This is a genomic window from Candidatus Pandoraea novymonadis, assembly GCF_003004665.1.
Lineage (GTDB): Bacteria > Pseudomonadota > Gammaproteobacteria > Burkholderiales > Burkholderiaceae > Pandoraea > Pandoraea novymonadis.
Genome location: NZ_MUHY01000001.1, coordinates 809,623 through 831,711 on the forward strand (window position 1 = coordinate 809,623; position 22,089 = coordinate 831,711).

A 22,089-nucleotide genomic window follows, 5' to 3' on the forward strand; every position below is an offset into this window, starting at 1 on the left:
AGAACAACATTGTAATTGAACCAAAACACTTGTGATAATGTGAAAAAATCCATCTAAAATTACTCAGCAATATTCAGAAAAAAAAGATATTGCTTTGGCCATAAACAACACAGGAGTCAATCGGGAGGTCATAAAAATTGAAGCTCATCAAACGAGTAGTTCCTTCTTCAACGAAAACACTGGGAATTTTCTTCAATAAAAAATTCAGAATACACTCGCGTAACGCAAAAAACATTACAGCAATCCCAAAGAACCATATAGGCCTACTTAGTCATCAACCCCGCCATCATTCTGGCGCATATAGCTCATCAAATCACAAAAGTGATAAAAGCGCTAGCAGCCCATTCGAATCATGAGCAAAAGAACACGACTCACCAGGTGTATTGAGAACGATAAACAAAAAGCGCTCAGTATTCCATTTAGGGTACGATGACTTTTCCAATATATCATAGGAAAGTCACGCAACAACATTAGCCTTTTATCCCCATAAAAATTTAAAAACAAAAGATGTCTAGCATACGCCTACGACATCTTTTCCAACCTAAAGGGCAACGATGCACTTGCATTCGCTACATTGCCTCCTCCAGTCGCTTCACCGATTGCCTTTCATTATGTCTAACATTTCGGTAAATGCTCCCCAAAATCAGGCTATCCACTTTTTCGATGAACCATGCCTCGTGATTGCAGGTGCTGGTAGCGGGAAAACACGTGTCATTACAAAAAAAATTGCATGGCTCATTGAAACTAAAGGCTTTGAGCCAAAAAACATCGCCGCAGTCACCTTTACAAACAAAGCTGCTACTGAAATGCGCGAACGAGTCGGAAAGTTACTCCAAAACAAAGTACTCACAACTCCTGGCAAAGAAGGTCAAAAAGTCCCTGTCAATCAACTGACGGTTTGTACGTTCCACTCCCTTGGCGCACAAATTCTACGCAAAGAAGCTGGAAACATTGGCCTCAAACCAAATTTTTCAATAATGCCCTCGGACGATTGCTTTGCACTAATCCAAGAACAGCTTAGCACTACTGACAAAAACCTAATTCATAGTGTAAAAACGGCAATTTCACTCTGGAAAAATCGTCTCGTTTCCCCAGAAAATGCACTCGCTACTGCCAAAAATGACGATGAATATCAGTGCGCAATGGTGTATCGCAATTACAAAGCAACTTTGCAAGCCTATCAAGCCGTTGATTTCGACGATCTTATCCGCTTACCAGCAGAATTATTCGCTCGAGATGAACCTATTCGTGAACGCTGGCAAAACAGGTTGAGATATTTGCTAATCGACGAATATCAAGATACCAACATCTCCCAATATACATTACTCAAACTGCTAGTAGGTCCTCGTGCTGCATTTACCGCAGTAGGCGATGACGATCAAGCTATCTACGGATGGCGAGGCGCCACTCTCGAGAATCTCCAGCAATTGCAAACTGATTTCCCAACGCTGAAGATCATCAAACTCGAACAAAATTACCGTTCAACATCTCGTATCCTAACGGCCGCAAATAACATCATTTCAAAAAATCCGAAGCTTTTCGCAAAAAAATTGTGGAGTGAACATGGACTTGGCGATCCAATCACAGTAACACCGATGAACGACGAAGAGCATGAAGCAGAATCTATCGTGTTTCGCTTGTCGGCACACAAGTTTGAGCGACATACGCAATTCCGCGATTATGCGATCTTGTACCGTAGCAATTATCAGGCGAGAATTTTCGAGCAAGTGCTACGCCGAGAGCGAATTCCATATATCCTCTCTGGCGGTCAATCTTTTTTTGATAAAGCAGAAATCAAGGATATATGTGCCTATCTTCGTCTAATTGGTAACCCAGATGATGATCCCGCTTTCATCCGAGCTGTCACCACCCCTCGACGGGGCGTCGGCACTACAACACTCGAGATACTTGGTTGTTTTGCCGGGCAAGCGAAAGTATCACTATTCGAAGCCGTATATATGGGGGCGATTGAAGCACGCGTGCAAACACGTCAGCTAGAACAACTTCGCGCATTTTGCAATTTTATCCAGCACATCACTACACGTGCATCGAGAGATCCTGCTACGGAAGTCATCAAAGAACTCATAGAAAACATTCACTACGAAACCTATCTATACGATACGTTTGAAGAACGGCAAGCAAAATCTCGCTGGACTAATGTGTTCGAATTCATAGAATGGCTAAAACGTAAAGGCACGCACCCAGAAAATGAGGATCGACACTCCCGCGGATTCCACAATGCGGATGGATTTGGTGATGAAAGCAAAAGTTTGATGGAGTTGACTCAAACCATCGCGCTGATGTCAATGCTCGATGAGCGTGATGCAGACCCAGATGCCGTGCGACTCTCCACCTTGCATGCATCAAAAGGCCTTGAATATGCACACGTTTTCTTAGTTGGCGCAGAAGAAGGCATTCTACCAAGCATTCGTGACAATGAAAATTTGACTGATGAAAAAATTCAGGAAGAGCGGCGTCTGATGTATGTCGGAATTACCCGTGCACAACGCTCTCTTCAACTATCATGGTGTAAAAAACGCAACCGTAGTCGAAAAACGATAGTCTGCCAAATGTCACGTTTCGTATCTGAAATGCAGCTTGACGAAGCCCTACCGCCTACTACTCCTCAAGAAAACACAATGAGCCCAAAGGAACGGCTCGCGAGCCTCAAAGCAATGCTCACCCGTGAGGGTAAAGCATCAACCTAATGACAGTGTCTATGTCCAAACTTCCATTAGAGAGTACTTGCTCCATCATATTCATTTTGATACATAAATCTATGTACTTTTTGCGATAAATATTAAGATGCATGAGCAAGACTCACGTGTTGTATCCCAAATCTGAAATTTATGCATAAACTAAATCCACCTATCACGTTTAACTCTTAGCTCTCCATTTGTTGAAATTAACCCGCTGTCATAAAGAAAATCCAAAGGCGTTTGAAACTAAAATTCGTTCAAATAATGTTGAGTATTTCAACATATAAGACAAGAAATATAGACGCCAGCACACAAAATAGCTATTCTTATAGCTATGAGACAGCACATGCTCGAGTTAAGTCCGCGCCCGTAGCTCAGGGGATAGAGTATCGGCCTCCGAAGCCGAGGGCCACTGGTTCGATTCCAGTCGGGCGCACCATAATGTCATGGAATCTTTCATCGCTTGCCATCAAGGTAAAAAATGCGGCGCACAAGGTTGCTGTGATCACTTCCGTTAAGCACCCTGACACTGCGGCTACGCACTCGAGCCACCATAAATCAAGCAACTCACGCCTCTTGATTGAATCGGTCCATTGTTTGCTTGCAATAAAGTCTACACAGTATCAGCAATCCACTTACAATTGAAAGATTCCATTCTGGCAGCTCGTGGCAATTGTAGTGCCGGAGAAAATATACATATCTAAATGTAGCGGGAAATTAAACACTGTTGCGGGGGTTGTAACGGATAAAACACGTATGAAAGCATAACGAAAGTCCAGCACAAACAGCAATCACCGCAGCCATAGGTACCGATGATCGTGCATGTAATGCACCCACAGTGGCACTTGCGCAAGCGGCAGCAAGAAATTGTAGCGCACCCAGAAGAGCGGCAGCAGCACCCGCCCGTTCACGCTGATGATGCAGTGCCTCAGCCATGGCGTTCGGTTGAGAAAATCCCAAGCTGGTCACATAAGCAAATAGCAATGTCATTAGTCCAGCTAGCTGGCCAATCTCAAAAATTGCCACGATAAGCATAAGCATACCCAGGAGTGCAAGCAAATTATTTGTGGTACGCAAAACATCTGCTGGACGACGGGTAAGTAATAAATGAGCATTGACCTGTGAACCAAATATGATTCCACATGCATTTAGCCCAAATAACCAACCATAGCTAGTAGGTGGTACACCATACAGCTCAATAAAAACAAATGGAGAACCAGTGATGTATGCAAACATCCCAGCTTGAGCGAACCCGCCTGTTAGGGCATTACCCATAAATTCACGATCACGCAGGAGAAACCGATAATTATCCCATGCCATAAAAAGCCAATGCCTTGGTCCGGCCTCAGCATGACGTGTCTCCGGCAAACCACGCCAAGATAAATAAAAACAAAGCGCACCAAAAACCGTTAATCCCCAAAAAATCCACCGCCAATTCGCAATGAGTAACAACTGTCCACCTACCAACGGCGCCAAAATCGGTGCAGCACCCATAATAAGGGTCATCCGTGAAAACACACGAGCAACCGTCTTCGTGTCAAATAAATCACGTGCCATCGCTCTTGCGATTACGAAACAGGCACATCCTCCAAGGGCTTGCAGCAAACGACAGATGATTAAAATCACAATATTTGGTGCAAGAGCACACCCTGCAGACGCCAACGTATAAATAGCAAATCCCACATAAAGTGGACGTTTACGACCAAAACGGTCAGCAATGGGACCATGAATTAGTTGCCCAACACCAAGTCCAATGAAGAACGTCGCGAGTGTATGCTGTACTGCAGAGTCCGTCGTATTCAACTCCTCTGCGATTGCGGGCAACGCAGGCAAATACATGTCAATCGACAATGAACCTATAGCAGACAAGATGCCGAGAATAAAAACTGTGCGAAAATAATGAGCATGCATTCGGAACATAAAAAACTAGAAGTCATTAGACTTGGGAGTCTGACGGGGTAAAAAATATTCTAGTGGTTGCTCAAGACTATTAGGAGTCACTAGAGTACCTGGACATAAATCCAAAAATCAGATACCACCAAACTCTCTTAGACTAGAATTTTCATTAGTATCCAAACCCAGTGACGCGAACATCATCTAGACTGATGAGTGAAATAACCACTGTATGATAGATCACTTAATAAATAAACTACATTTTTAATAACTTGTTTTCATTGAATCAAGAAAACAAGCATACCTTGTTCCTAAATCAAAAAATTCAGCAGGGTTTCAGGGTAGTAGTTAAATTACAATTTAAGGTCCACAACGTAACGATAAATAAAAACCTCTCAAGCACACTAGGCGATTGTATATAACATTACGTTAATAAATCCTTCCAAGTAATCAATCGACTAGGGATTCCTGAAGCTTTATCGATCATCCTGTCTCATATGATCTAAGTGATATAGCCTCGGTTATATTGTTTTATGCATGCCGTATTAGCATCTACGGCGAGAAAAAACATGGCACACTTCCCACACGAAACGTGAGGAACTTCCACACATGGGCCATCCAAAGTAACTACTAATACGTGATAATGAGAATTTATCGACTAACCTTCCGGAACTTAGCGATCGCTGCAAGCTGTGCAATCGATTCTGCCAACTCAGCTTGAGCAGCAGCATATTCTATCTTTGAACCTCTGTTCGACAAAGTTTCTTCAGCACGACGCTTAGCTTCCGTAGCTTTTGCCTCGTCCAAATCCTTACCACGAATTGCAGTATCAGCCAACACAGTTACCATGTTAGGCTGCACTTCGAGAATACCCCCAGCGACAAAAACAAATTCTTCGTTACCGCTTTCATCCTTGATGCGCACTGCACCTGCCTTAATATGTGTAATTAGGGGGGCATGTCCAGGCAAAATACCAAGTTCACCGGCTTCCCCGGGCAATGCAACAAACCGTGCCTTCCCAGAGAAGATCTGTTCTTCCGCACTGACTACATCTACCTGAATGGTTCCCATAATCGCTCCCGTTAGAGTGGGGTATGAATGTAGCCAAAATAGAGTCCTTACACAGATGCGCTTAACGTTTTCTTGGCCCAGCGGGCAGTCACTTGAACATCACACACGGGATAACAACGCGTGCAATGCCAAGCAATCAACCATTACTGCATCTTCTTCGCTTTTTCAAAAACTTCGTCGATCGTACCTACCATATAGAATGCTTGTTCTGACAAGTAGTCACATTCCCCTTCCACGATCATCTTGAAGCCACGGATCGTTTCCTTCAACGGAACATACTTGCCAGGCGAACCAGTAAACACTTCCGCAACGTGGAATGGCTGTGACAGAAAACGCTGAATCTTACGCGCACGCGAAACTGCTAGCTTATCTTCTGGTGACAGTTCGTCCATACCCAAAATTGCGATGATATCACGCAGTTCTTTATAACGTTGCAGCGTAGTTTGCACACTGCGAGTTACTGAATAGTGCTCTTCACCAATTACATTTGGGTCGATCTGGCGCGAGGTTGAGTCCAACGGATCAACGGCTGGATAGATCCCAAGAGATGCAATGTCGCGCGACAGCACCACCGTAGCATCCAAATGGCCAAAAATCGTCGCAGGCGAGGGGTCAGTCAAGTCATCTGCAGGGACATATACAGCTTGAATCGAGGTAATCGAACCCGTCTTAGTCGAAGTAATGCGCTCTTGCAAACGGCCCATTTCTTCAGCCAGCGTTGGCTGATATCCTACGGCAGATGGCATACGACCCAGCAGTGCCGATACTTCAGTACCAGCTAACGTGAAACGGTAAATATTATCTACGAAAAATAGTACGTCACGACCTTCATCACGAAAATGCTCAGCCATCGTCAGGCCAGTCAACGCAACGCGAAGACGGTTACCCGGCGGCTCATTCATCTGACCGTACACAAGCGCAACTTTATCCAGAACATTTGAGTCTTTCATTTCGTGGTAGAAGTCGTTCCCTTCACGCGTACGCTCACCTACGCCAGAAAAAACAGAATAACCACCGTGTTCCTTGGCTATATTATTGATGAGCTCCATCATATTGACAGTCTTACCCACGCCTGCGCCACCAAATAGACCAACCTTACCACCCTTAGCAAACGGGCAAATCAAATCAATAACTTTAATGCCGGTTTCTAGTAGCTCTGTCGACGGCGATAACTGATCGAATGCAGGCGCCTTTTGATGAATCGAACGAATATGATCCTGTGCAATTGGACCAGCTTCGTCAATCGGACGACCAAGAACGTCCATTATACGGCCAAGAGTTGACTTTCCAACTGGCACTGTGATTGGTAAGGCGGTATTCTTCACTATCATACCGCGACGCAAACCTTCCGAGGAACCCAAACAAATTGTACGGACCACGCCATCTCCCAGCTGCTGCTGAACTTCAAGCGTTAATTCCGAACTATCCATAATGAGTGCGTCGTATATCTTCGGCATACTCTCACGCGGAAATTCCACGTCGATCACAGCGCCGATGCACTGTACGATCTTGCCTTCTACCAAAGCAGTACTCATCGCTTTTCCTTTAGATACTCAAATCATTTCGCCATACGCGGCCCATCAAATCAGCCAACACTATCTAAACAGCAGTGGCACCGCCCACGATCTCAGCCAATTCCTTGGTAATCGCTGCTTGACGACTCTTGTTATAAACCATCTTCAATTCCGAGATCACTGTTTTTGCATTATCCGATGCAGCCTTCATCGCTACCATACGGGCCGATTGCTCTGATGCCATATTCTCGGCAACGGCCTGATACACCATCGCTTCGACATAACGCACCAAAAGCGCATCAACTACCATCTGTGCATCAGGTTCATAGATGTAATCCCACTCATGATGTGAAGATATACTCCGAGTCAGTGAGTGTTCGAGCAATGCATCATCAGAATTTTCCAATTTTCCTGACAAAGGCAATAACTGTTCCAAGACCGGCTCTTGCTTCATCGTGTTAATAAAACGAGTATAGGCTAGATATACGGCACAAAACTTCCCTTCCGCATATGCGTCGAGCTGCACCTTTACTGCACCAATCAATTTATCTAAATGTGGGGTATCACCTAATTGAATGACATGCGAAACAATCTTTGCATCAATTCGATTCATGAACCCAAATCCCTTACCTCCAATAGTGGTGGCCTGGATCTCAAGACATTCGGATTCCATTTCCTTCATCTTACGCAGCAAAACACGAAGTACATTCGTATTCAAGCCGCCACAAAGCCCTTTGTCAGTCGTTACCACAATGACACCAGCTGCCTTCGCTTCCGGATGCCGCACCATAAACGGGTGGTGGTATTCCGGATTCGCCCGACTCATGTGAGCCACAATCTGACGCACTTTTTCCGCATAAGGCCTAGCACGACACATGCGCTCTTGCGCCTTACGCATTTTCGACGCGGCCACCATTTCCATGGCTTTAGTGATCTTGCATGTATTCTGAACACTCTTGATCTTGCCACGAATTTGTTTCATTCCCGTCATTGCTTGCCCCTTTTCTGAGTCCGGCATATCTTAACTTTCAAGATGACGGACATCTGTAGTCTTTTGACTGTTGAATAGTGTTAGATTCAATCAGTCTTAGTAAGCAATAGCATTCTTGAAGTCCTTTATCGCAGCATGTAGCAATGCTTCGTCATCGGCCGAGAGACTTTTATTCTCCTCAATACGATTGATCAACGCAGCATAACCAGTCTTCAGAATTTCACGCAAACTCTTTTCAAAGCCTAAGACTGCCGATACTTCCAGATCATCTAGGTAACCGTTATTGACAGCGAAGAGAGAAACAGCCAATTCCCAGACTTGCAACGGTTGATATTGCGGCTGCTTCAGCAATTCAGTCACCCGGCGACCACGCTCCAGTTGCTTTCGGGTAACCTCATCGAGATCGGACGAGAACTGCGCGAAGGCAGCTAACTCACCGTACTGAGCCAAATCGGTACGAATACCTCCCGACAATTTCTTAATGACCTTCGTCTGTGCAGCACCTCCAACGCGCGAGACCGAAATACCAGCATTAATTGCTGGACGGACGCCTGCATTAAACAAGTCAGTTTCCAAGAAAATTTGGCCGTCGGTGATCGAAATCACATTAGTCGGAACGAATGCGGTGACATCACCGGCCTGCGTTTCAATTACAGGCATGGCAGTCAACGATCCACTCTTACCTTTAACTTCTCCGTTAGTAAATTTTTCAACATATTCTTCCGAGACCCGAGCAGCACGCTCGAGAAGACGTGAATGCAGATAGAATACATCTCCCGGATAAGCCTCACGACCTGGCGGACGATGTAGCAAAAGTGAAATTTGACGGTAAGCCCAAGCCTGCTTGGTCAAATCATCATAAATGATCAGCGCATCTTCACCACGATCACGGAAATATTCTCCCATCGAACACCCAGAATACGGCGCGATGAACTGCATAGCAGCCGATTCCGATGCCGTTGCAGTCACGATGATGGTATACTCCATGGCACCATGTTCCTCGAGCTTGCGTACGACATTCATAATCGAAGAAGCCTTCTGACCGATCGCGACATAGACACATGTCATTCCCTTACCTTTCTGGGAAATGATCGTATCGATCGCCACAGCAGTTTTACCCGTCTGACGATCTCCGATGATCAATTCACGCTGACCACGACCGATTGGCACCATGGCATCGATCGACTTCAAACCTGTTTGTACTGGCTCCGACACCGATTTACGCCAAATCACACCTGGTGCAATCTTCTCAATGGAATCTTTCATTTTAGCATTGATCGGACCTTTACCATCAATCGGTTGACCAAGGGCATCAACAACACGGCCCTTCAGCTCTGGACCCACTGGTACTTCAAGAATACGGCCCGTGCACTTAACAGTATTGCCTTCCAAAATGTGTTCGTAATCACCCAAAATCACGGCACCGACAGAGTCGCGCCCCAAGTTCAGAGCTAGACCAAAGGTGTCACCCGGAAATTCGAGCATTTCACCTTGCATCACATCCGATAAGCCGTGGATGCGGCAGATACCATCGGTCACGGAAATAACGGTACCCTGGTTACGAACCTCGGCACCGCTTTCTAGACCTTGAATCCGACTCTTGATCAGTTCGCTGATTTCAGAGGGATTGAGTTGCATATGTGCTCCTGATATTCAATTCTATATGGAGTCAGGCGGATAGACTATTGATAAGCCTACCCCATTAGTGACGCCTGCATGGCAACAAGGCGAGCGCGAACAGAAGTGTCTAACACTTGGTCACCAACGACCACACGCACCCCACCCAATAACAATGGATTAACCCTCACATTGGCGTTAAGCTTACAGTCGAACTTGCGCTCGAGTACCACGACCAAATCCGACAATTGCGTATCATCAATAGGGAAAGCACTTTCAATTTGAACGTCCGCCGAACCGGCGCTAGTGTTTTTGAGAACGTCGAACTGCTTAGAAATTTCCGACATCAATAATAGGCGACCTCTCTCCGCGAGCACCGATAAGAAATTACACAACGTAGTGTTGTTCGGCGCTTTAACAGCGTTTGAAAGAAAATCAACGACTTGCGCTGGCGATACTTTTGGAGTGTCGATTAAAGCAGCAACGTCAGGTAAACGTATCACATCAGCTAAACCCTGCACAAGCTCGGACCAGTAATTTATATCACCAGACTGCGCGACGTCGAACAATGCTTCAGCGTATGGGCGAGCAATGGTTGAAAGTTCAGCCATAATTAGAGTTCAGCCTCGAGTTGAGCCAGCAGTTTAGCATGCGCGTTCGCGTCAATCTCACGCCTTAGAATCTGCTCAGCACCCTTCACCACCAAACCAGCCACTTCACCACGCAGTACTTCACGCGCATACCTCGTCTGCTGATCGGCTTCTGCTTTAGCATTCGCAATGATACGAGCAGCTTCACCTTCAGCAGCTTGCTTTATCTCTGTTGCAACGACTTGCGCACGCTTTTCAGCATCTGCAATGCGCTTAGCTCCTTCCTCCCGCGCTTCCGATAGGGCTTGATTAGAGCGCTTATTTGCAGCTTCCAGCTGAGCCTTACCCTTATCAGCAGCAGCTAACCCATCAGCAATTTTTTTAGCGCGTTCGTCGATAGCACTAATCAGCGGTGGCCACACAAATCTCATGGTGAACCAAGCTAAGATCAGAAACACAACGACTTGCGCAAACAATGTTGCGTTAATATTCACGTGTTTCCTTTCGGTGTTAAGAAATTAATTAGCAAAATAGCACAGCCTTATTGTTTGAGGATGCGGTTCATGTATATATATCCATGGGGCCAACACGACACCCTAAAAAAATTATCCAAGCGGTGAAAGAAGTGGATTTGCAAACGCAAATAGCATTGCGACACCTACACCGATCAGGAATGCAGCGTCGATCAACCCAGCCAATAGAAACATCTTGGTTTGTAGCGGATTCATCAGTTCTGGTTGACGTGCACATGCTTCGATATACTTGCCTCCCATTAATGCAATACCCAAACAGGCTCCGATTGCGCCCAGTCCAATGATTATAGCGATAGCAATAGCAGTTAGACCTTGAACGTTAGCGACTAAAGCTTGCATAATGACTCCTCTTTGAGTTAAAGACTTAAAACTTTAAATTTAAAAACCAAATAACTAGTAAATATTTTAAACTTGGTCCGTCAAAATCAATGATGATCGTGCATCTGACCAATATAAACTAGAGTAAGCATCATCATAATGAATGCCTGCAAGAATACGATCAAAATATGGAAAATTGCCCATACAGTACCGGCAATGACATGACCAAAAAAACCAAACACTGAAGCGTCAGGACCAAAGTTCCAAAGGCCACCCAACAAAGCGATCAAAAGGAACAATAATTCGCCGGCATACATATTCCCGAACAATCGCATACCCAATGAAACAGTCTTAGCAAGTAGTTCAACGATATTCAGCGCAAAATTGGGAATCCAAAGCAGAAAATGATTACCAAACGGAGCTGTAAAAAGTTCATACATAAAACCATGTAAACCCTTGATCTTCAAACCGTAATAGATCATAAGAATCAAGACACCCAAAGCGATCCCGAGAGTCCCGTTAAGATCAGCAGTAGGAAGAATACGGTGATGTGTGATCACAGATGAGAGACCAACCCACTCGATGATCTTTGATGGCAGATCGACCGGCAGAAAGTCTAACGAGTTCATCAGTGAAACCCAGACGAATACGATCAAAGCCAGTGGAGCGATAAACTTACGGTCTCCATGAACAATCCCCTTTGACTGGTCTTCTACCATTTCGACGAGCATCTCAACCGCAGCCTGAAAACGACCAGGAACACCGGAAGTCACTCGACGCGCTGCCAACCACAGCAAAAAACTACCCAAAATCCCCATCATGACTGACCAGAATATAGTATCCCAATTGATAATGGAAAAATCGACGATCCTGGTTTGCGTCGCATTTGCGAAATTAGCCAAATGATGCGAGATATACTCGGACGGATTCGGATCAATTTTTTCTACCGACATAGCGTATCAAACACCCAATAATGAAAAATATTCGCACATAAGAACAGTACCTCAAATCGGAAAATGGACTTCCGTTAGTGGAATACCATCGCAAACCAATAAGCTTTCAATGTTACGATGAAGGACGATAACATTGCCGCCCAGTAGACATCCCGGTAAATGACCGCAACGGAACCCAACAGCACAATTGTTGCTATTACCTTGATTCCCTCTCCCATGACCAATGAAGTGACAATGAAGCGAATACCTGACATCCTGAGACAAAGCGCAAATATCCCGCTCGGCAACCAACACAACATTCCGCCCAGCCATGCTGACAATGCCGCCACTTGTGGCCGTGCTGAAAAAATAGCCCAAATCGCCGTCATAATTAATGACAATATGATTTGACCAACCACCACTCTAAATGGAGTTACACGGGACAAACGACAGATTTCGAGACCAAATAAATGCTGGGCCTGAGCGCGGGTGAGAGGAACAAGGACTTCTTGTCCTTGACATCCCCAACAATCCTCTAATTCTTGATATACCCGTGTTTGATTTTTCGATCCCACGTTCAACCATTTTTGAGCAACCACTTCCGACAACTGACTCTGAGAAATGCATTGGACAATAAACACAGCCTCATCAGCATACAAATCCCTCGAGATTCTACGAGATGTTGCGAATGAGAGTCAACCTGTACGAGTGACAATTTCAGATAAAACGATGGAAGCCATTTAATTTGATGCAAACTCTCCTCGCTACATCTGCAATTTCCTCACATCTCACCGCAAAAAATTTCAAAAAACATCATCCAACCCTAGGGAAGATAGGGATAGGGCGTTTAATGTAACATCACTGCAGAAAAAATAATTTTACGGAGAGTGCATGATGGTTTGAAGGGGCCTAAAGCGAAAGCCAACTGAGAAATGAGGTAGTAAGAAGTTTTTTATTGGAGAGAGTAGATTTATTCATCGAGCGGATTTGTATACTAGCTTACTGCTGCACATTACTTAATACACAAAGAATCAACAGACACTCACCAGTCCAGGCTATCCCAACATTGAGGCTTGATCAGCCAAACTACACTCAGAATACGACGTCCTTGAACTCCATTGAAGTCTTATGTCAATGCGAAATAACCACTCAAAATCGCTCAACATTTACAATTTATCCAATAACATTACCCTATATCCAAACCTCACATCGCTATATGACAAAAAAATACAACAAAACACAACCTGCCCCATCCGTTGAATCGCCTTTCACTAGAAGTGATTCACTAGAAGTGATTTAGTCCTATCAACTTTGCATCAGCCGTTTCTCCCGTGCAACCATCATCAAAATTCCACATCCAAGACCAAGAGTCACCAGTGCAGTACCACCATAACTCATAAATGGTAATGGCACTCCAACGACCGGTAAAATCCCGCTGACCATCCCCATGTTCACGAAGACATATGTAAAAAAAACCATCGTGATTGCTCCAGAGAGTAAGCGCGCGAATAAAGTCGCACCTGACGCTGAAATAACCAACCCACGTGCGATTAATAACAAAAAAAGTACTAAAAGTGCGCATTCGCCAAGCAAGCCAAACTCTTCGGCGAATACTGCAAAAATAAAGTCTGTGTGCTTTTCCGGAATAAATTCCAGGTGGGATTGTGTGCCTTTTAGCCAACCTTTACCGACGAGGCCGCCAGATCCAATAGCTATAACCGATTGAATCGTGTGAAAACCTTTCCCTAAAGGGTCTGAAGTTGGGTTAAGCAAGGTACAAACGCGATGCTTCTGATAATCGTGAAGTATGTGCCATTTGATATCTTGCTGGCAAATTTTGTCTTCAAAGGCCAAAATTGTGCCAATGCATAACAGTCCTGCTATCAGTACAGGAAAGATCAATTTCCATGAGAGGCCAGCTAAATAAATTACATACAAGCCTGCCGCGGCTACAAGTAAACCGGTACCAAGATCTGGTTGCTTAGCAATCAAACCAACAGGTAAGACCAATAACAAAAGTGCCACAACATAATCAAACCACTGAATATTTCCTTCGCGTTTCTGGAAATACCACGCCAACATCAGTGGCATAGAAATTTTCATAATTTCAGACGGTTGGATCACTATTCCTAAATTGATCCAACGCTTAGCCCCTTTCTTTGTGAGTCCAAATACCGCAACAGCGATCAACAGCCCAACACCAATGGTGTAAAGCGGCACTGCGAATTTCATCAAGGTTTGCGTAGATAATGTTGCCACCGCCCACATCAAAATAAAAGTAAGTACAATGTTCCTGATTTGATCTTCAACGCGTCCTGGCATGTTGATAGCTGCACTGTAGAGTGCAATAAGGCCCACGCACATTAATAAGAAAATGACCAGAGCAAGTGGTTTGTCGAAGCCTATGAATAAACGTTTAATTTGCTCTTTATTTAACGTCATCACAGAGTAGCTCCTCACCTGCCATCCTAAACACGATCAGTATCCTTTCTTTAAATCGCAGCTCCGTGACCAACTTCTTTAGCGACCATTAAGCTAATCATAAAGGATATCTGAGAATATAGGGCTGATGACAAAACTTTTCTTGTCAAAGCAACACTGGTCAGTTCGGGCATCTAATTCTGCTGAAACCAATCGTAGCATTCATCGACTAATCCGAATTACGCGTCATCAGCGTTCCCTGGCCAGCCGCACGTTCCTTCGGCTCATCGAGGAGGTAATAATCAAGCAGTTTACGTGCTACTGGACCAGCTTGAGAGCCACCCCAGCCTGCATTTTCAACGATAAGTGCAAGTACAATCTTCGGATCCTCTGCGGGCGCAAAAGCAATAAACAAAGCATGATCGCGCTTGAATTCAGATACTGTGTTGTGGCTATATTTCTCGTTTTTACGGAGCGAATAAACCTGTGCTGTACCTGTTTTACCCCCCGCAGAGTATGGTATACCAGCAAATGCCTGACGGCCCGTACCTTCCCTAATAACACCAACCATCGCACGTTTAACAACATCAAGATCTATCTGCTTATAAGGAAGTCGCGCACTTTCTTTCGGAACTTTCGGTATACGTTTGTGTGAAATTGGATCTTCGACAGCTTTGACGAGGTGAGGACTCATGACCACGCCACCATTGACAAGAGTAGCGGTCGCATGAGCTAACTGTAGAATTGTAAATGAATTATAACCCTGTCCAATACCAAGGCTAATTGTCTCCCCATCATACCATTTCTGCATATCTGGTTTTTTGTGGGTGTGTCGTTTCCATTCCGTCGACGGAAGAATACCTCGTGCTTCGCCCTCGACATCAATACCAGTGAGCTGACCGAAACCTAATGGCTTCATAAAATCATGCATTGCATTGACTCCTAGATCATGTGCAAGCATGTAGTAGTATGTATCGTTTGAAACAACAATTGAGCGGTACATGTCGATCCAACCTTGGCCATTGCGTACGTCATTGCGGAAAGTATGATTACCAAGCGTGAATGAGCCGTAATCTTGGAAGCCCCAATTGGGGGTGCGCTTACTCAAAGTAAGTGCTGCGAGCGCCATAAATGGTTTATAAGTTGAACCAATCGGATATGTGCCGCGTAACGGACGATTCAGTAAAGGTTTATCGGGCGAACTATTCAACGCATCCCATTTTTGCTGATCGATGCCTTCGACGAATAAATTAGGGTCGAAACTCGGAGCAGACACAAACGCGAGTACATCACCCGATTTTGGTTCAATCGCCACAACTGCACCACGTCGGCCAGCCAACGCCTTTTCTGCAACTTGTTGGAGCTTGATGTCGATAGATAATACTAGATTATCTCCGGGAGTGGGAGGTACTCGTGAAATAGTACGCACGGGACGGCCGCCAGCGGTGACCTCGATTTCTTCAAAACCAGCAATACCGTGTAACTGTATTTCATAGCTTTGCTCGACACCAATTTTACCGATGTAGTCAGTTCCTTTGTAATTTTTTGCATCGCGCCGGATATCATATTTAAAATTGTCACGGTCATTTTCATAACTCATGAATTCAATACGCTCACGGTCGACTTGCGATACGCGACCAATGTAACCAATAACATGTGCAGCGGTTTCACCCAATGGATACTGCCGGAATAAACGTGCATGTACATCAACTCCTGGAAAGCGAAAGCGCTGGGCAGTAAATCGTGCAACTTCGATATCGCTAAGCCGTGTACGGATAGGCAAACTCTCAAAACGTTTGCTGTCTTCTATTAAACGCTTGAACTTACGTCTGTCGCGTGTCGTGATCTCTAGAACCTCAGCCAACTCACTCAAAACCTTCTCAAGCGGTCGATCTAGTTTTGATAGTGTGATTTCAAGTGTATAGGCTGAGTAGTTACGCGCCAATACAACACCGTTACGGTCCATAATGACACCACGGTTTGGTACAATCGGCGCGATTGAGACTCGATTTTCGTTAGCTTGCAACGAGTACTGATTATGACGAAAGACCTGCAAGTAAACGAAGCGCACAACAAGTAAAAAGAAGCAGATCATCACAAACCACAGCGCACCGGTCAATCGTAAATGGAATGTCTGGAGCTGTAGCTGCGGATTCTTAAATTCGGTCATGCAACCCAATCGCCGCGTAAAATAATAAATTAACTGACAAAAAGTAATCAAATCGGACGTGTGTCATCACGATCGACAGCGCATTTTTGTGGGGCAAGCAACAAAAGACAGATGACTGGCCACAATAAGGCTTCAATAAAGCCAGTGGCCAACGGAAGCCACCCTGGAAATTTAGTACCAGCCACAAGTCGGATGATGAACCGAACAATATAGGCAAGCAATAGCAAGGGCAACACGTGCAACGTTTGTCCTAAGGGTGTAACCCAAAGGACACGTCGGTGAATCATAATCGCACCATAAGACAACAGCGTGTAGACTAGGGCATGTTCGCCAAGGAACACTGCCCGATGGACGTCTATGAGCACACCAACGATAAACGCCACGCTCATGCGAACTTTACGTGGCTGATGAATGTTCCAAAAGATCAGAACAAGCGCGAAAAAATCTGGTGTCATAGGATTTTTTCCCCAAGGCAACAGGTTGAGTAAGAATGCCAGCACAAGACTAAGTGTGATGAAATACCGATTGACCCGTAGGAGAACGTATTGTGGGCGATTCATATCAATTCCTTAAGGCTCTTTATTCGCAGATGTAAGCCGTGATTTAACGTAGATATACATCTTTACTAGAAATTTTTACCTACTAGCAGGATCCGGCATTTTTGTTAGATTTTCCACAGTCCGTGAATGTAGAAAAAATGATGCTGGATATTGCAGCACAAGTACTTGTCGTTGGGTCAGCAATTGAGCCACTGGCTGACAAAAAATCCTAGCGAAAGCGGTATCTGACACGCGATCAACCTGAGTGACACGTGCAACTGGCAATCCAACCGGATAGATCCCATCGAGGCCGCTGGTAACGATTTCGTCACCAATTTTCACATCCGCTGATAACGGAATGAAACGCAAATCGAGGATACCGCTATGCAGTTCTCCATAGATAACACTCTGGACACCACTGCGTGCGACTTGCACAGGTACTGCTTGCTCTTTATCAGTGATCAACATCACTTCCGATTGAAAATCGAAGACACGTGAAACCTGACCAATCAACCCTTGCTCAGTGACGACTGGTGCGCCGATTTTTACACCGTGCGTCGTGCCACGATCGATGATTACGCGTTGCGTAAAAGGATCTTGCGTGTTGTACGCAATTTCAGCCGGAATAGATTGGATGGACATCAATTTATGCAGTGAGAGCAGTTGACGCAGGTGCTGATTCTCAGCCATCAAGTAATTATTGCGCTGTGCTTGCATCGATAATTCGAGATTGTGCGTCTGCAGGATACGATTTTGTGTGATGAGACAATCTTGTCTAGAAAAGAAAGTTGTAATCTCTAAGAGAACGTCACGAGGTAGCAACATCAAACGCTGCATTGGATAGAGTGTTTTGCCAATCACGTTGCGAACGCATTCCAATGTTTGGTAGCGGATATCGATCGCAAGCAAGCCGATAGCGAGTGCGACAAAAAAAATCAGTCGCACCAACGCTGACGGTCCTTGCTTGAAGATTGGTGGAGGACTGTACCGCTGCATGGATGGCGACCCTTTAGGAAAACACTCACACAGAAATATTGTGTGGTGCCAGAAACACCTCAGCCCGATGAATGACCTCATGTGAGGGATTTCGTCGATGGCTCAAAAGCATATTGTTATCAGATACGCTGAGTTGATAAACTTGACGGTGCACCTAGTGAAAATGAAACATAGGCTCACTCGTAAGCTTTATTTTTATTCATAAGAAAAAATCCCACCGAGCTTCTCTATGCGCTCAAGCGCCATTCCAGAACCACGCACTACGCAAGTTAATGGATCTTCCCCAACAAGTACAGGAAGACCAGTTTCCTCAGCAAGCAGACGATCCAAATCGCGCAATAACGCGCCACCGCCCGTCAACATCATTCCACGCTCCGCAATATCTGCACCAAGTTCCGGTGGGGTTTTTTCTAGCGCAATCTTAACCGACGATACGATCTGGTTAAGTGGGTCTGTTAGAGCTTCAAGAATTTCATTACTAGAAATAGCAAACGAACGCGGGATACCTTCCGACAGGTTGCGCCCCTTAACTTCCATTTCTTTAACCTCAGACCCGGGAAATGCTGAACCAATTTCCTTTTTAATAGCCTCAGCTGTTTGCTCACCAATTAACATACCGTAATTGCGACGGATATAGTTGACAATGGCCTCATCGAACTTATCACCACCCACACGTACCGAGCCTTTGTAGACGATACCTCCGAGCGAAATTACACCAACCTCGGTTGTTCCACCGCCGATATCAACAACCATAGAGCCAGTAGCTTCCGAGACAGGCAAGCCTGCACCGATTGCAGCCGCCATAGGTTCTTCAATGAGATATACTTGCGAAGCGCCAGCACCATGTGCAGCCTCCTTAATAGCGCGGCGTTCGACCTGAGTCGAGCCACAAGGCACACAAATAATGATACGCGGTGACGGCGAGAACATACTAGATTCATGCGCCATCTTGATAAACTGCTTAATCATCTGCTCAGTCACTGTGAAATCGGCGATCACACCATCTTTCATCGGACGAATAGCTTCGATATTACCCGGCACCTTACCAAGCATTTGCTTAGCTTCTTTGCCGACGGCTTGAATGGTTTTTTTGCCGCTCGGACCACCTTCTTGGCGGATTGCGACAACAGAAGGCTCATCGAGCACGACACCTTTGCCGCGCATATAAATAAGGGTATTGGCCGTGCCAAGGTCAATGGCCAAGTCGTTAGAAAAATAACTACGAAGAAAACCGAACATGCAAAATCCTGTGTTTGCGTGAAGGTATCCCATAAAAGATGGGACTGAGAAAATACTCTGTTATTTACGATTTCGGCCTATTTTGCAATCAAATCTTATGCTACCAAAGGATGGTAGTTTAGATGATTAAAAATAAGTCAAAATACTGTAACGAACAGCTGCGGCTCACCATACTGCAGTTTCTGTCGCGTCAGAGAGTTTTCATCCACTGCGCGATGTTGTGCCACGTCCCTGAATTATACGGACAGCCTGCGCGGCACCACACTTGATAGCGTATAACGCGCTTCAAGGCAGAATTAATTCTGCAATGATACCTTATAATTTTGAAGGAAAAGCAAGTAGGATGATGTTACCTCCAATTTGCGACATAAATGCTTATTGGCTATTCCCAAAAGGCACAAATGACATCGATGCCCATTTCAAAGAGAATAGACTCGCATAATGCTCGAAAAAAGAGTGTGTGGCCCGAGGCATTAGGTCATTTTCAAATTCACATTTTTCTTGGATTTTTCATGACTCTGAATCTTTCTGATATAAAACGTATAGCTCATCTTGCTTGTTTGGAATTGAGTGATGATGAAGCCTCCCACATGGGAGGCGAGTTAAATAAATTTTTAACCCTACTAAAACAGATACAAGCAGTCGATACCACAAACGTCGCACCACTCGCACATCCAATTGAACAGATTCAAACAATCACGCAACGGTTGCGGGAAGATATCGTCACCGAAACAGTAGTGTGCCAAGATAATCAGCAGCTAGCACCTGCTACCCAAGATGGCCTATACCTAGTACCCAAAGTAATTGAATAAATAAAGTGCGCACACAAACCATTTTTGTCTCATCTCGTTGCCAGCTATAGATTGACTACTGACTGTCTCTGGTATTTTTCGTATTCCCACTTTCCCGTTGTTATGGAAAAAGATCTGATTGATTTACAGGACCTACGCGACGCGCTCGACACCCGTCGCGTGTCGAGCGTTGAATTAACGCAATATTATCTCGATCGTATCGCTCTAGCAGGCGACTTAAATGCTTTCGTGGATGTGAATATTGATGCAAGCCTAGCGCAGGCACGTGCCGCCGACGCCCGCTTAGCCACTGGCGAAACAGGACCGTTACTCGGTATTCCTATCGCTCATAAGGACGTTTTTGTGACACGTAACTGGCGGAGCACTGCGGGATCACAAATAATTAAAAGTTACGTGAGTCCCTTTGATGCCACAGTGGTTGAATGGCTAAGCGCAGCAGGCATGGTTACGCTTGGCAAAACCAATATGGACGAATTCGCAATGGGATCTTCAAATGAAAATTCATGCTTCGGTCCGGTGCGTAATCCATGGGATCTCAACGCAGTGCCAGGTGGTTCATCTGGTGGTTCGGCCGTGGCTGTAGCTGCCCATTTGGCACCTGCTGCCACGGGTTCAGATACAGGTGGGTCAATCCGTCAGCCTGCGGCGTTCTGTGGCATCACAGGGATTAAACCAACTTATGGCAATGTATCGCGATATGGCATGATCGCTTTTGCATCGTCGCTCGATCAAGCAGGACCGCTTGCACACAGTGCGGCCGACTGCGCTTGGCTCCTGAATAGCATGGTCGGTTTCGATGCACGCGATTCCACAAGTCTAGCATGTCCTAAAGAAAACTACGCACGGGGGATCGGCCGTGCGCTAAGCGGCAGCACTACCAATAAACCGCTTGCCGGACTGCGTATTGGTCTTCCTAGAGAATATTTTAGTGAAGGCCTAGATGACGACGTATACCTTGCGATTGAAACGGCGCTTAGTGAATATGAAAAACTAGGAGCTATTCGAGTATCAGTGTCGTTACCAAAAACAGAGCTTTCAATCCCATTATATTACATTCTTTCAGCAGCCGAAGCAGCTTCGAATCTATCTCGTTTCGATGGGGTACGTTTTGGCCATCGTGCAACAACTTATAGCGATTTGATGGACATGTATAAAAAGTCGCGCGCTGAGGGTTTTGGTATAGAAGTAAAACGTCGAATTGTCATGGGCACCTACGTGCTTTCACATGGATATTATGATGTTTATTATCTGAAAGCACAGAAGATTCGCCGCCTAATTACCGAGGATTTCCAGAATGTATTTTCAAAATGCGATGTAATAATGGGTCCAGTCACGCCATCCGTCGCCTGGAACCTTGGAGAGAAAAAGAGTACCCCCATACAAATGTACCTGGCCGATATTTACACGTTATCAGCAAGTCTAGCGGGTTTACCTGCCATGAGTGTACCCGCAGGTCATGGAGCTAATAACCTTCCAGTAGGGCTGCAAATCATTGGTAACTATTTCCATGAAGCCCTTCTACTACAAGTGGCAGATGCACTGCAACGTGTGACTGATTGGCATCAACGCGCTCCTAACAAACGGGTGTCATGATACCCGTTTGAACAGCGATGTATAAGCGTGGAGCATTGCCAGTATTTGCTGGATTTTCGCTCTAAGCCAGCCTTATTTTTCACAAACTAACGAGGAAGCTCTGGAAATATCAATATATTCAATCAACGCCACTCGGTCATCAGCGTTTAATGACAAGATTC

17 protein-coding genes, 1 tRNA gene and 1 pseudogene are annotated in these 22,089 nt (G+C 45.2%); 4 read left to right on the plus strand and 15 right to left on the minus strand.

The window, feature by feature from the left end:
• Positions 1 to 611 precede the first annotated feature (611 nt).
• Complete coding sequence (locus BZL35_RS03390) at positions 612 to 2,708, plus strand: UvrD-helicase domain-containing protein (RefSeq protein ID WP_106182768.1); 2,097 nt, start codon at positions 612 to 614, stop codon at positions 2,706 to 2,708.
• A gap of 354 nt (positions 2,709 to 3,062) precedes the next feature.
• Positions 3,063 to 3,138, plus strand: a tRNA-Arg gene (locus BZL35_RS03395).
• A 278-nt stretch (positions 3,139 to 3,416) separates the two neighbouring features.
• Here BZL35_RS03395 and BZL35_RS03400 read toward each other — a convergent pair.
• From BZL35_RS03400 to BZL35_RS03470, 15 genes and pseudogenes are all read right to left on the minus strand, one after another.
• Positions 3,417 to 4,619, minus strand: a complete 1,203-nt coding sequence (locus BZL35_RS03400) for a multidrug effflux MFS transporter (protein ID WP_245916327.1) — start codon at positions 4,617 to 4,619, stop codon at positions 3,417 to 3,419.
• A 624-nt stretch (positions 4,620 to 5,243) separates the two neighbouring features.
• On the minus strand, positions 5,244 to 5,663 hold the full coding sequence (locus BZL35_RS03405; RefSeq protein ID WP_106182770.1) for a F0F1 ATP synthase subunit epsilon: 420 nt from the start codon (positions 5,661 to 5,663) through the stop codon (positions 5,244 to 5,246).
• Positions 5,664 to 5,806: 143 nt separating this feature from the next.
• The gene (gene atpD / locus BZL35_RS03410; RefSeq protein WP_106182771.1) at positions 5,807 to 7,198 is read right to left on the minus strand and encodes a F0F1 ATP synthase subunit beta; all 1,392 of its coding nucleotides are present in this window, start codon (positions 7,196 to 7,198) and stop codon (positions 5,807 to 5,809) included.
• Between the two features lie 64 nt (positions 7,199 to 7,262).
• Entirely contained in the window at positions 7,263 to 8,168 is a 906-nt protein-coding gene (gene atpG, locus BZL35_RS03415) for a F0F1 ATP synthase subunit gamma (protein ID WP_106182882.1), read from the minus strand.
• A 96-nt stretch (positions 8,169 to 8,264) separates the two neighbouring features.
• Entirely contained in the window at positions 8,265 to 9,806 is a 1,542-nt protein-coding gene (gene atpA, locus BZL35_RS03420) for a F0F1 ATP synthase subunit alpha (RefSeq protein WP_106182772.1), read from the minus strand.
• A 56-nt stretch (positions 9,807 to 9,862) separates the two neighbouring features.
• Positions 9,863 to 10,396, minus strand: coding sequence for a F0F1 ATP synthase subunit delta (locus BZL35_RS03425; RefSeq protein WP_106182773.1), 534 nt, complete (start codon positions 10,394 to 10,396; stop codon positions 9,863 to 9,865).
• A gap of 2 nt (positions 10,397 to 10,398) precedes the next feature.
• Entirely contained in the window at positions 10,399 to 10,869 is a 471-nt protein-coding gene (locus BZL35_RS03430) for a F0F1 ATP synthase subunit B (RefSeq protein WP_106182774.1), read from the minus strand.
• A 111-nt stretch (positions 10,870 to 10,980) separates the two neighbouring features.
• A complete protein-coding gene (gene atpE, locus BZL35_RS03435) occupies positions 10,981 to 11,247 on the minus strand; it encodes a F0F1 ATP synthase subunit C (RefSeq protein WP_106182775.1) in 267 nt (88 codons plus the stop codon).
• Positions 11,248 to 11,333: 86 nt separating this feature from the next.
• Positions 11,334 to 12,179, minus strand: a complete 846-nt coding sequence (atpB, locus tag BZL35_RS03440) for a F0F1 ATP synthase subunit A (RefSeq protein WP_106182776.1) — start codon at positions 12,177 to 12,179, stop codon at positions 11,334 to 11,336.
• Positions 12,180 to 12,253: 74 nt separating this feature from the next.
• Positions 12,254 to 12,799: an ATP synthase subunit I gene (locus BZL35_RS03445; RefSeq protein ID WP_146128574.1), complete on the minus strand. Its 546-nt coding sequence runs from the start codon at positions 12,797 to 12,799 to the stop codon at positions 12,254 to 12,256.
• A gap of 664 nt (positions 12,800 to 13,463) precedes the next feature.
• The gene (gene rodA, locus BZL35_RS03450; RefSeq protein ID WP_106182778.1) at positions 13,464 to 14,600 is read right to left on the minus strand and encodes a rod shape-determining protein RodA; all 1,137 of its coding nucleotides are present in this window, start codon (positions 14,598 to 14,600) and stop codon (positions 13,464 to 13,466) included.
• A gap of 247 nt (positions 14,601 to 14,847) precedes the next feature.
• Positions 14,848 to 16,749: pseudogene (gene mrdA, locus BZL35_RS03455) on the minus strand (penicillin-binding protein 2); the annotation flags it as partial.
• 47 nt (positions 16,750 to 16,796) lie between these two features.
• Complete coding sequence (gene mreD, locus BZL35_RS03460; RefSeq protein ID WP_106182780.1) at positions 16,797 to 17,309, minus strand: rod shape-determining protein MreD; 513 nt, start codon at positions 17,307 to 17,309, stop codon at positions 16,797 to 16,799.
• Positions 17,310 to 17,384: 75 nt separating this feature from the next.
• A complete protein-coding gene (gene mreC / locus BZL35_RS03465; RefSeq protein WP_106182781.1) occupies positions 17,385 to 18,284 on the minus strand; it encodes a rod shape-determining protein MreC in 900 nt (299 codons plus the stop codon).
• A 195-nt stretch (positions 18,285 to 18,479) separates the two neighbouring features.
• Complete coding sequence (locus BZL35_RS03470) at positions 18,480 to 19,523, minus strand: rod shape-determining protein (protein ID WP_106182782.1); 1,044 nt, start codon at positions 19,521 to 19,523, stop codon at positions 18,480 to 18,482.
• Positions 19,524 to 20,035: 512 nt separating this feature from the next.
• Between BZL35_RS03470 and gatC the strand changes: the two genes are divergently transcribed.
• Entirely contained in the window at positions 20,036 to 20,335 is a 300-nt protein-coding gene (gene gatC, locus BZL35_RS03475; protein ID WP_106182883.1) for an Asp-tRNA(Asn)/Glu-tRNA(Gln) amidotransferase subunit GatC, read from the plus strand.
• 102 nt (positions 20,336 to 20,437) lie between these two features.
• Complete coding sequence (gene gatA, locus BZL35_RS03480; RefSeq protein ID WP_106182783.1) at positions 20,438 to 21,928, plus strand: Asp-tRNA(Asn)/Glu-tRNA(Gln) amidotransferase subunit GatA; 1,491 nt, start codon at positions 20,438 to 20,440, stop codon at positions 21,926 to 21,928.
• Positions 21,929 to 22,089 lie beyond the last annotated feature (161 nt).